Genomic DNA, 11,648 nt, shown 5'->3' on the forward strand with positions numbered 1-11,648 from the left:
CCGGGAGCATAAAGCGCTCCCCGAATTTATCTTGCTCTATCTGAGGCTATAATGAAAACATTCAACGCTCAGGACACCCTGATAATTATCGGCATTGTATTGGCATATATTCTTTTTACCACCTGGCTGACATTCCGCTTACGTAGTAAAAACGCGGGCGATTTTATGGAAGGCTCAAGAGCCATGCCAGCCTTTATTGTAGGCATTCTGCTGATGTCAGAATATATCGGTGCAAAATCGACTATCGGCACGGCTCAGGCCGCCTTTGAAGGTGGGATTGCCGCGTCCTGGTCAGTCATTGGCGCCGCTATTGGCTTTCCCCTTTTTGGCATGATTCTGGTAAAACGCATTTATAATACGGGTAAAATTACCATCTCGGGTGCGATTGCTGAAAAGTACGGTAACAGCACCAAAAATATTATTTCACTGATCATGATTTATGCCCTGCTTTTGGTCAATGTGGGAAATTATGTCAGTGGTGCGGCGGCAATCGCCACTGTATTACACGTGACATTGCCGGTTGCCGCTTTTATTACGGCTGTAGTCAGTACGTTCTATTTTGCCTTCGGCGGTTTAAAAGGAATCGCCTGGGTCACCATGCTACACAGCGCGCTGAAATATTTTGGTATCCTGGCTATTCTTTGGTTTGCATTGTCACAAACGGGTGGCCTCAAGCCTATGATCAATGAAATGCCCGCTTATTACTGGACCTGGGACGGTAATATCGGCGCGTCAACCATTGTCGCCTGGCTTATCGGGACGATTGGCTCGATCTTCTGCACCCAGTTTGTCATTCAGGCTATCTCGTCGACCAGAAGTGTGAAGTCGGCGCAGCGCTCGACCTGGATTGCCTTTCTGTTCTGTATGCCGATTGCGTTGGCGATTGCCGTTATCGGTGTGGCAGCCAAATATCTCCACCCCAATATCGACAGCCTGTATGCATTGCCGGTGTTTCTGCAGGATATGAATCCCTGGCTGGCTGGTCTGGTAACGACCTCACTGGTTGCCTCTATATTTGTCAGCGTCAGTACCGTTGCCCTGGCTATCGCGTCGCTGGTGGTGAAGGATTTCTATGTGCCTTATTTCAAACCCACGACAGAGCAGGAATTTAAAACCACGCGCTGGTTGTCGCTGCTGATTGGCTTTCTGCCGCTGATCTTTGTCCTGTTTGTCCCTGAAGTTCTGAAACTGTCCTTTTTTACCCGAGCGATTCGCCTGTCTATTACCGTTGTCGCGGTCATTGCCTTCTATGCCCCGTTCTACAGAAGTACTCGCGGTGCCAATGCCGGCCTGATTGGTGCGTGTATCGTGACCTCAGTCTGGTATCTGGCAGGCGATCCGTTCGGTATTAATAACATGTATATCGCGCTACTGACGCCCGCATTGATCATGGCGATTGACCATATGATCCCCAGCAAAGCCAGAACCGCAGCGGCTGAACACGCCAGAGCTGCCGCAGGAAAAGGAGAATAAAATGATTGTAACCGTAACGCGCGATGGCATCCTGACGCCATGGGAAAAAGATGACCGCGTACTTACCGCAATGCTGCCTTCGTCATGCCCACAGAACCACGCCGCCAATATTTTACCGCTGCACGATGGTTCCCTGCTCTGCGTCTGGTTTGGCGGCACACAGGAAGGCATAGCCGATATCTCTGTCTGGTGCTCGCGCTTACCTGCAGGCAGCCATATCTGGAGTGAGGCGGTAAAACTGTCCGACGATCCAACCCGTTCTGAGCAGAATCCCGTTCTGTTCCTCGCGCCCGATAACGTGCTGTGGCTATTGTGGACCGCACAGCTGTCCGGTAATCAGGATACGGCGATTGTCCGCTACCGCCAGTCTGGCGATCTGGGTAAAACCTGGGGGCCCATTGACACGTTACTGGATAAACCTGGCACCTTTATCCGTCAGCCCATCACCGTGCTGGAAAACGGCAACTGGTTACTCCCGGTGTTTTACTGCCGCACACAGCCGGGTGAAAAGTGGGTGGGTAACGACGATATCAGTGCGGTGAAGATTTCATCCGACCAGGGTAAAAGCTGGCGGGATGTGGTTGTGCCGGAAAGCCTGGGGTGCGTGCATATGAATATCACTGCCCTGCAGGATGGTTCGCTGGTTGCCCTTTACCGCAGCCGTTGGGCAGACAATATCTATCTCAGCCGATCCACCGATGGTGGTGAGAGCTGGACAGCGCCTGAAGCCACGGTGTTACCTAACAACAATTCGTCAATTCAGGTGACGACGCTGCAAAGTGGCGAACTGGCGCTGGTGTTTAATAGCATGAGCGCAGCCGGGGCAACGGAACGTCGCGCGTCACTCTATGATGAGATCGATGACGGTGACGGCAGAAAGGAGCCAGAAGCAACCGGACGAAGCGCTTTCTGGGGGGCGCCACGCGCCCCAATGACTGTCGCAATTTCCGCCGATGGCGGCAAAACCTGGCCGTGGCAGAAAAACCTGGATGAAGGTGACGGTTACTGTATGACAAACAATTCTCAGGAAAAACTGAACCGTGAGTTTTCCTACCCGAGCATTAAACAGGATGCACAGGGTACCTTACATATCGCGTATACCTATTTCCGCCAGGCGATTAAATATGCGCGCGTCACACCCGACTGGGTGAAGGAGTAAGCAGATGATTATCGGCAATCTGAACGCCCTGCCGCTGGCAGGGTTACCCGAATCCTTACTGGCTCTGCTCCGGTTACCCGACTGTTCTCTTGAAGCACTGGCCGCAAGGGATATCGGTAGATGGCAGCCGGAAAATGCAGCGTGGTTTTGCACGATCCAACAGGCCACCACCCAGGACGCCACGCTGCGTCATACGGAATACCACCATCTTTGGACTGACATTCAGGTGATGCTGGAGGGTGAAGAGGTCATTTATGCTGGCGCCCAGTCCATTGCCAGGGCCGGAGATGAAGAGCGCAAACCCGATTTGTATATCGCGCAGCCAGAACCATTACCGGTTAGCATCACTTTGCGTAAGGGAGACTTTGCGGTCTTTTTGCCCGGTGAACCTCATCAGGCCCTGTGTGCCGCAGGCGCGCCAGTAGCCGTTCGTAAAGCCGTCTTTAAGGTACCGAAATCGATGTCAGGAGGTTGAGATGCGTCACGCTATCGTTACAGGCTACAGTTCTGGCATCGGCAAAGCGATTACTCAGGATTTATTGCAAAAGGGCTGGAAAGTTACGGGGCTGAGCCGGACGCAGGGCGAGGCAGCCTTACCCAACCTCAACGGCATCGCCGTTGATCTCACTGATGCCGATCAACTCAGGTCGGCAATCAGCGGGCTTGAAACGCCGGATGCGCTGATTCACGCCGCAGGAATGATCGTCGCCGCCCCGCTGGGCGAACTGGACGGAGCGGCCAGCAAACGCTTGTGGTCGTTGCACGTTCACGCAGCCGAAGTGCTGATCAATCACTTTGCGCCAACGCTTAAGCCAGGCAGCAGGATCGTCGTTATCGGCAGTCGTACCTCGCGCGGTGCCGCCAATCGCTCGCAGTATGCGGCAACCAAAGCGGCGCTGGTTGGCATGGTCCGCTCATGGGGAATGGAACTGGCTCCTCGGCAGATTACGGTGAATGTTGTCGCTCCCGGCGCAACCGAAACGCCGATGCTGACCAAACCTGAACGGGCCTCATCCGCCCCCATCCTGCCGCCAATGGGACGCCTGATTCAGCCAGAAGAAGTGGCTTCACTGGTGAGTTATTTACTCAGTGAACGCGCTGCTCCCATCACAGGTCAGGAGCTGGTGATATGTGGAGGCGCTTCACTTAAAGCCTGATTCGCCGCGTGGTTAAACCCGCGTTTACCGGCTGGTTTAACCACGGCTGTCGCGCTTATTCCGGTGAAATGACGTGAGCCCTTCCCCTTTTTTATTCACATTACGTCACGGGCTTTGCCCGCATAGCGATCTAAAACTCTTCCGGCTCGCCGGGTAGCGGTTCGGTCAGTTCCTGCCCTTTCACACCCGCGTACGTGATAATCAGCTCAGCAGGACTTTCCAGCGTAAAACCACGATGCGCACTGTTGATGGTTTCATTCAACGCTTCACCAGCCTGAAAAGTTTGCTGCTCACCCGTTTCTTTATCCTCCACCACTAACGTCCCTGAAAGGACAAATGCTGCATTGGGCATCGGATGAGTATGCCAGGGCAAGGCGGTTTGCGCCGGAAGGGTTAAGCGTATGACTGTCAGTTCGGGTTGTCCCTGCGGATAAGCGTCAATATGTTGGCCATTCTATGCCTGGCAACTTTTGAGCAGCGTTACCGCCTTAATTTCTGATGCTGATGCGTTATCGCTGTTTTCACCTGACATCGTTTCTCCTGTTAATGACGCCCCGGGCCGGGCTGAGTGACTCGTTTAAAAATAGCTGATAATCCGCCAGCACACTTAATATCAGCAATTGAAAGGCGGCAGAGACAGCGATAACAGCGCTGATGTTTTTTTATCCCAATCAGAGCATGATGGTTATATCTTATAGCGACGCGTAAGTACGCAATACCGTGAATTTGTATTAGGCTTTCGGCATCAAATACTGATGGGAATCCCTACATATGAAAGGTTTATTGACGGCGCTAATCGCCAGTTCCGTATTATTATTGTCCGCCTGCTCGCCTGATAACGATCATAAAGTGAAAGTGGCTATTAATACGGGTCCTGATGAAGCTATCTGGAAAGAAGTACAGAAAGTAGCCAAAGATAAGTATCAGCTGGATGTTGAAGTGCTGAACTTCAATGATTATATTTTGCCCAATGAAGCACTGAATAATAAAGAAGTGGATGCGAACGCCTTTCAAAGCCTGCCTTACCTTGAAGAGCAGTCAAAGGAGCGCGGCTATAAATTTGCCGTTGTGGGCAAAACGTTTGTTTTCCCTATCGCTGCCTATTCGCACAAAATTAAAAATATCAGTGAGCTGAAGGATGGCGATACCATTACGATATCAAATGAAGCCACCACGCTTGGACGCAGCCTGCTGCTATTACAGGCTCAGGGGCTGATTAAGCTAAAAGACGGTGTGGGTTATTTACCAACATCGCTGGATATTACCGATAATCCCAAACATCTGAAGCTGGTCGAAGTGGATACACCACAGCTTACCCGCACGCTGGACGACCCAAACGTCACCCTTTCCATTATTAATACCAACTTCTCTGCGCAGGCGGGGTTATCTGCTCATCGCGATGGTTTGTTTATGGAAAGCGCCTCTTCGCCGTACGTTAACGCCCTGGTTTCACGTCAGGACAATAAAGACAGCGATAAGATTCAAAAGCTGAAAGCTGCATTTCAGTCTCCTGAGGTCGCAGCAAAAGCAGAAGACGTTTATAAAGGCGATGCCATTAAAGGTTGGTAAATCAGATAGCCTGGGGCAAGCCGCGCAGCAGGCGGCCTGTTCCAGGCATAACGTGCCGTCAGGCGGCAGCGCCTTTGGTTTGTGCGGACAGATGCCCGGCCCATAAGCTGGCAATCCACCGGACCCCTTTCGTGGTAAACCGCGCCTGTGAGAAAGTATGCTGATTTTCTGCCGTTCCTGCGTGCAGGGTAAAGTAACCCGCCTGCAGATGGTAATGCTGTGGTGTCAGTGCGCCCTTTTCACGGTACATGATATTGCGGTCGAGCAGAAACTGACGAAAATCCGTTTCTTTCACTTTCAGCATTTTACACAGCTGACGAAAACCGAGCGCGGTGTCCACATTCACGAAATCGTCGAAAAAGGCGGCTTTTGGCGCAGATTCGGCCAGTTGCTTTTCTGCAGCACGGCGCTGTTCAAACTGCTCCGCCCAGGCGCGGGCCGCCTCGGCGGGATTCGTGAAATCAGGGAGATGAACGCGTTCTTCACGCGCCTGCCAGCGATCAAGCGCTTCCGCGGTAAAGCCAGGCGAAAGCCGGGCCACCGCCAGAAGTGAATCGCGCTTATTCAGGTGATATTCCTGGCGCATTTCGCCCTGGTGTTCATAGAGATTGACCAAAAGTGGCTGGGACAGGCGCTGTGCCGTTTCAAGGCTTTTGATTAACCGTTTAACTTCACCATGTGTATTTCCGGTCATTTGAGCAATTTCCCGGCTACTCATTGTGATGGCATGATCCGTTGCGTTGAAAGTTTCTGTCGACATCATCATGGGCTTTACCCCCTAATCATTCCAGACAACACCCAGCGGGCAGTGGAATAATTATACAATTACCTGTTTAAATATCCAGTATTATTTTTAAGCAACATCATAAATGGAATGCGTTACACAATCGAACAGCGATCGCGATACCGGAGGCACGCAAAGCATGGCCCTGTGCTTTTCACCTTGCCAGGGAACCCGGGGCACACGCGGAAGACCGCAAAAGCGAGTGAAAGGTAAGCGCACGGGGTTTACATCGGTTTATACTGTTCGCTATTCATCACTGAATTCAGCCGGATACTGCTGTCCGGCAGCGGGATCGATGTCTTTATGATGTGTGACTGGCAATGGTACGCATCAGAGAATTTATAGTCATTCGGGAAGATGAGCGCGTCTGCCGATCTCTCAGGAACCGGATGTCACGTTGACTGGAGTAAGTTATGCAACCGTTAAGAGTCGCCTTTATCAAGGCAAGCTGGCACAGCGAAATTGTTTCTCAAACCCTGGCTGGATTTCAGCAGGAAATGGACAACAGCAGCACGCCCTGTGAAATCAAAACCTGGGATGTGCCTGGCGCCTTCGAAATGCCGTTACTGGCACAACGCCTGGCACAAACCGGTAAGTTCGATGCAATTGTCTGTGCGGCTCTGGTCGTGGATGGTGGCATTTACCGCCACGATTTTGTCGCTCAGGCCGTCGTGAACGGACTCATGCAGGCACAACTGGCGACCAACGTGCCCGTGTTTTCCGTCTCACTGACACCACATAATTTTCAGCCTGCCGATGAATTCATTCGCTTCTACACCGAGCATTTTGTGAAAAAAGGCAAAGAAGCGGCACGCGCAGTACGTCAAATTCACGCCATTTCACTGTAAACGCACGTGGTTTTGTCTGTTTAACAGTCTGTTTATCACAGCCAGGCGGCGCGCTTATCCAGAGTGCCGCTATTTCAGGAGACAGTATGGAAGCCCCACGCCAGCCTTTACCACCGTTTACCGATGTACAACAGGCCATAACGAAAGTGCGTCTGGCCGAAGATGCCTGGAACAGCCGCGACCCCGAACGCGTTTCACTGGCTTACTCGCCTGACAGCGTCTGGCGAAATCGCGATATCTTCCTGAGCGGACGTAGCGAAATCGTGGCGTTTTTGCGCGAGAAATGGCAGCGAGAGGCCGAGTATCGGCTGATAAAAGAGCTGTGGAGTTTTCACTCAAACCGCATTGCGGTTCGGTTTGCCTATGAATGGCATGACAGCGCGGCAAACTGGTTTCGTTCTTATGGCAATGAAAACTGGGAATTTGACGAGAATGGCTTCATGGTCAGGCGCCACGCCAGCATAAACGATGTGGCGATTGCCGAGAGTCAGCGTTTGTTTCACTGGCCTCAGGGCCGCCGACCGGACGACCATCCTTCACTCAGTGATCTTGGCCTGTAGGCAATTTCCGTGAAACATGTCTGAGATCCACCTGACGCACCTTCTCGCGTCGGGTGAAACAGAAAAGAACAGCACCATATTGTCTGAACCGTTCACCTTCAGGCCGTAAACAGCAGCCCTGACTTTTCCACTACCTGGGCATTTTAGTTCCGGCAAGGCTGTTCACGCCGACAATTCAGGTCAGTCACATCGGACTGACCCTCCCGCCTGATGCCTTAACCTTGTTCCTGCGCGGCGTCGTTTGATTTAGGTTGCTCAACAAAGGTCGCTTTATTGCGCGTCACCGTGTAGGCCACTTTTTTCACGTCGTTAGGTGACGTTGTCACCTCAAGGGGATCAATGGTTACGCGTCCCAGACCAAATAAGGTACGGACGTAACCGCCGACTTCATGTTTACCCGCCGGGACATGCAGGACTTTACTTTCGCCATTCGGCAATTCGCCAGCATCTTTACCATCTACGGTCAGGTAAATATGGGAACCGTCGTCAGCACGCGTAATCACATGAGAGACATCAATCTGCGTTTGTCCTTCGGCAAAGGCGTCAGCAGGATTGGCGGCAGGCTGCTTTTTGGCGCAGCCTGACAAGGCAGTGGCGACCGCGAGTGCGGCAAACAGATAACGATAACGCATTGTGGCTGTGTGACTCCCTGACAAATGAGCACGTTATTTTAGCGATTTCAGAGCATGATGGAAGCCCGCAGGCGCTCGGCATGCTCTGAATTTTGTCAGTAAGCAATGCGAAGGGTAACGAGAAACGGCCTGGCTGAACAGAGGTCGCCTGGCACAAGCGTGCCAGGCCTGATCGCGATCAGCTAAAGACCATTCCGCCATCAACCAGGATAGACTGGCCGGTAATATAATCCGAGTCCGGTCCTGCGAGGAAGGCTACACAGGCGGCCACATCGTCGGGCTCGGATAAACGGCCCAGTGTGATTCTTTTGGCGAAGGCCTCGGTACCATAACCTGCAGGCTGACCTGCGGCTTCGGAAATTTGCCGATCAATTTCTGCCCACATGGGGGTTTTGACAATGCCCGGACAAAAACCGTTTACGGTAATGCCCGCCGGTGCAAGATCCCGGGCTGCCGTTTGGGTCAGACCGCGCACGGCAAACTTACTCGAACTGTATATCGCCAGTTCAGGATTTCCGACGTGGCCAGCCTGGGAGCAGGCATTAATGATCTTTCCGCCGTGCCCCTCCGCTGCAAAGGCTTCAACCGCGGCCTGCATCCCCCAAATCACGCCTTTCACGTTGACGTTGTAGACTTTATCAATGATGTCTTCCGTAATGTCCTGAACAGGCGTGGACGGCGCAATCCCGGCATTATTGACAATGACATTAAAGTCGCCCAGCACTTCACGTGCCTGCTCAACCGCGTGAAAAACTTGATCACGCTTTGATACATCAACCTTGATGGCTAATGCACTGCCCTGCGCTTTTTTAATTTTTTCCGCGACCTGAGAAGCGGTATCAAAATTAAAATCCGCTACCGCAACGGCAAAGCCATCTTTCGCCAGGCGTAACGCAATGGCCTCACCAATGCCCTGGCCCGCACCTGTTACCAGCGCCACTCGATTTTTCATCATCATGTCCTCCGTTCCTTCGTGATTAAAGAAGCTGACTCAGATGGAGTTGTCCCATCAAAAGGGGGTTATCCGCATAATCCACCGGTACAGCTACAACCGCCGGCCCCTGCACATCCATTGCTTTACGCAGTGTCGGCTCAAGTTCAGCTGCGCTGGTCACCGCAAACCCCGCGGCGCCAAACGCCTCGGCATAGGCTTTAAAATCAATGGGCCCAAAATTGACACCGGACACACGTTGATATTTTTTCTCTTCCTGCATCGCCACCATGTTGTAGGCATTGTCAACCCAGATAATGTGCAGGATATTGGCGTTGAGCCTGACCGCCGTTTCCAGCTCCATACTGGACTGGAGAAAACCGCCATCCCCTGATACCGACACCACTTTACGTGATGGATCGACAAGCCAGGCACCGATAGCCCAGGGCAGCGCAACGCCCATGGTTTGTTGTCCGTTAGAAATCATGATTTGACGCGCACGGAAGCTGTAGAGGTAGCGGGCAATCCAGATATGAAAACTGCCCATGTCCACGGTAAGACTGACGTCACTGTTGATGATGTCCTGCATCGCCCGGACAATACGCAGGGGATGAAGTGCAAACTGATTCAGACTGGCCCCCTGAAGCGCCAGTAACTGTCGCTGTTGTTGGCGATCGTCCAGTATGCTGGCAGCCTGCTGGCTAAGTTGTAAGGGTGAGGTTATCCGCGTCGCCAGCTTGCCCACCGTTGCCGCGATATTCCCCACTAACTCAGCATCAGGTAAATAGCGGTTGTCGGTTTCCGCCGGGACGACATCAATATGAATTAACGTCGCATTACCGGTATTCCACATCGCCGGTTCGTACTCAACCGGGCTGTAGCCAATCGTGATAATCAGATCCGCCTGCTGGAGTAGTTTGTCACCGGCCTGGTTATTGAAAAGACCCACGCGGCCAGCAAAACGGGAAAAGTGCTCCTGACGTATCGCGCCTGCTGCCTGATAGGTGCTGGTAACAGGGATATGGCTGCGGTTTAACAGATCGTGAATGGCCTCGCTGTTCTCAGGCTGGCTTGCCATCAGGCCAAGCAGAATCACCGGATTTTTTGCTTTGGCTATTTCACGACTGACCGCATCAATCATGACGTCGGGTGCCGCCCCCAGGGTGATACCGCCTTTGCTGGCCAGGACTTTGCCCGTCACCGGCTGGTCGACAATATCCTGTGGCAGGCTGACAAACGCACCGCCTCCGCGACCATGCTCCGCATGGCGAAAGGCATTTGACACGCATTCAGCCAGGGCGGAGGGATCGGTCACCTCTACCGCATATTTTGTAACCGGGCGGAACATAGAGACGGTATCCAGGCTTTGGTGGACCTGCTTGGCGCTGTCAGAGCGTTTGACGGCGCCCCCCAGCGCCACAACCGGATCGCCTTCGCTGGTCGCGGTCGCCATACCGGTCACCAGATTGGAGCAACCAGGACCGGAGGTGACCAGCGCCACCCCTGCTTTTCCGGTCAGTCTGCCCACCGCAGCGGCCATAAACGCAGCATTGGCTTCATGCCGCACGGGAATGGTATGAACAGACGAATCCAGCAATGAATCAAAGACTTTATCGATTTTTGCACCCGGAATACCAAACACATGGCTGACGCCCTGTGCTTCCAGTTGCGCGACAACCAGATCGGCGCCGCAGGTCCAGAGGGTTGTATCTGAGAGGGTTTTCATATTCAGGCCTCGTTATTAGCTTTCGACAGAACGGATAGCGTCATCCAGGTTTTCGGGCGTCAAATTGGCGTGCAGGAAATCACTGTTTTCCGGCAGGTCGATGACCAGCTTGCTGATGGCGCCAAAGGTCAGCGAGCCCTCTTCAAGCACGTAGTCGAGAATGTGACCGCCTCCGGTTCTGTCGTCGGTGATAAAATGTTCGTGGTACCCGGCGACGTTAATGCCCTGCATGTACTGTGGCGTACGGAACCCGATAAGCTCACCGCTGCGATGAGAAAATTCGAAGATGGGCTGATTGCCGAGCACTTCTGGCATCGAGCGGTATGGGCGGCACTGACACGGGACGGTACGGGTTTGTACCGATGAAAAGTGGCCGCTGACACGTAAGGCACAGAACTGATTGTCCGAGGTGATTTCACTGTCAATTAACTGGTGCAGCTCATGCCGTGGAACAGCACGTTCGAAAGTGTGTTTATGCTGAGGCTGAAAGAAGGTCATAACCGCAAAGGGCGTTTTCTGCTCAGGATGTGCAGGACGGGCGCTGCCATCCGCCCGTAACTGATAAACATTGCTGTCGAATGCAATCAATTCTCCGTCGAGCTGGTTGAACGTGCCCAGGCCAAAGTCGCCTTTACGCAGTAAATCTGCAATTCGGGTTTCACCTTCGTAAACACCGCTCAGAAGTGCACTCATCAAAGAGGTTTGATACATAACACTTTCTGGCATATTTTTTTGCAGTTTGTTCACCGTATCTTTAAGTTGATCCTCGCAGGAACAATCAGTTACAAAATTGCTCATTGGATGCCTCA

Annotated in this window: 12 protein-coding genes and 1 pseudogene; 7 read left to right on the forward strand and 6 right to left on the reverse strand. The window is 52.7% G+C overall.

Translation table 11 applies throughout. The features are described from left to right. Positions 1-51: 51 nt before the first annotated feature. Genes RAC60_RS19220 through RAC60_RS19235 form a run of 4 tightly spaced genes read left to right on the forward strand, consistent with a single transcriptional unit; the run spans position 52 to position 3,789 of the window. Positions 52-1,473 carry a sodium:solute symporter family protein gene (locus RAC60_RS19220; RefSeq protein ID WP_375094162.1) on the forward strand — a complete coding sequence of 474 codons (1,422 nt, stop codon included), beginning with the start codon at positions 52-54 and terminating at the stop codon, positions 1,471-1,473. Position 1,474: 1 nt separating this feature from the next. Next, on the forward strand, positions 1,475-2,632 hold the full coding sequence (locus RAC60_RS19225) for an exo-alpha-sialidase (protein WP_058702530.1): 1,158 nt from the start codon (positions 1,475-1,477) through the stop codon (positions 2,630-2,632). Between the two features lie 4 nt (positions 2,633-2,636). Then, complete coding sequence (locus RAC60_RS19230; protein WP_058702529.1) at positions 2,637-3,107, forward strand: YhcH/YjgK/YiaL family protein; 471 nt, start codon at positions 2,637-2,639, stop codon at positions 3,105-3,107. 1 nt (position 3,108) lies between these two features. After that, positions 3,109-3,789 carry an SDR family NAD(P)-dependent oxidoreductase gene (locus RAC60_RS19235; protein ID WP_006121971.1) on the forward strand — a complete coding sequence of 227 codons (681 nt, stop codon included), beginning with the start codon at positions 3,109-3,111 and terminating at the stop codon, positions 3,787-3,789. Between the two features lie 130 nt (positions 3,790-3,919). Here RAC60_RS19235 and RAC60_RS19240 read toward each other — a convergent pair. Next, positions 3,920-4,321: pseudogene (locus RAC60_RS19240) on the reverse strand (cupin domain-containing protein). Positions 4,322-4,560: 239 nt separating this feature from the next. On the opposite strand from RAC60_RS19240, the gene RAC60_RS19245 reads away from it, so the two are divergent. Continuing rightward, entirely contained in the window at positions 4,561-5,358 is a 798-nt protein-coding gene (locus RAC60_RS19245) for a MetQ/NlpA family ABC transporter substrate-binding protein (protein ID WP_058702528.1), read from the forward strand. Between the two features lie 58 nt (positions 5,359-5,416). On the opposite strand, the gene RAC60_RS19250 is transcribed toward RAC60_RS19245, so the two are convergent. After that, positions 5,417-6,124, reverse strand: coding sequence for a phage antirepressor KilAC domain-containing protein (locus RAC60_RS19250; RefSeq protein ID WP_006121973.1), 708 nt, complete (start codon positions 6,122-6,124; stop codon positions 5,417-5,419). A 431-nt stretch (positions 6,125-6,555) separates the two neighbouring features. Here RAC60_RS19250 and RAC60_RS19255 point away from each other — a divergent pair, with 431 nt between their 5' ends. Continuing rightward, positions 6,556-6,990 (forward strand): 6,7-dimethyl-8-ribityllumazine synthase, encoded by a 435-nt coding sequence (locus RAC60_RS19255; RefSeq protein WP_058702527.1) that lies wholly within the window; start codon positions 6,556-6,558, stop codon positions 6,988-6,990. Between the two features lie 86 nt (positions 6,991-7,076). Continuing rightward, positions 7,077-7,550: a nuclear transport factor 2 family protein gene (locus RAC60_RS19260; protein ID WP_033742417.1), complete on the forward strand. Its 474-nt coding sequence runs from the start codon at positions 7,077-7,079 to the stop codon at positions 7,548-7,550. Positions 7,551-7,765: 215 nt separating this feature from the next. Here RAC60_RS19260 and RAC60_RS19265 read toward each other — a convergent pair whose 3' ends face one another. The 4 genes from RAC60_RS19265 to budA form a co-directional block, all read right to left on the reverse strand. Further along, the gene (locus RAC60_RS19265; RefSeq protein ID WP_006121976.1) at positions 7,766-8,182 is read right to left on the reverse strand and encodes a hypothetical protein; all 417 of its coding nucleotides are present in this window, start codon (positions 8,180-8,182) and stop codon (positions 7,766-7,768) included. 178 nt (positions 8,183-8,360) lie between these two features. Beyond that, positions 8,361-9,134, reverse strand: coding sequence for a (S)-acetoin forming diacetyl reductase (locus RAC60_RS19270; protein WP_033742618.1), 774 nt, complete (start codon positions 9,132-9,134; stop codon positions 8,361-8,363). Between the two features lie 25 nt (positions 9,135-9,159). After that, a complete protein-coding gene (gene alsS, locus RAC60_RS19275) occupies positions 9,160-10,839 on the reverse strand; it encodes an acetolactate synthase AlsS (protein WP_054687844.1) in 1,680 nt (559 codons plus the stop codon). Between the two features lie 15 nt (positions 10,840-10,854). Further along, the gene (gene budA, locus RAC60_RS19280; RefSeq protein WP_058708889.1) at positions 10,855-11,637 is read right to left on the reverse strand and encodes an acetolactate decarboxylase; all 783 of its coding nucleotides are present in this window, start codon (positions 11,635-11,637) and stop codon (positions 10,855-10,857) included. Between the last annotated feature and the right edge of the window lie 11 nt (positions 11,638-11,648).

The organism is Pantoea sp. BR_17 (assembly GCF_041955125.1).
Lineage (GTDB): Bacteria > Pseudomonadota > Gammaproteobacteria > Enterobacterales > Enterobacteriaceae > Pantoea > Pantoea stewartii.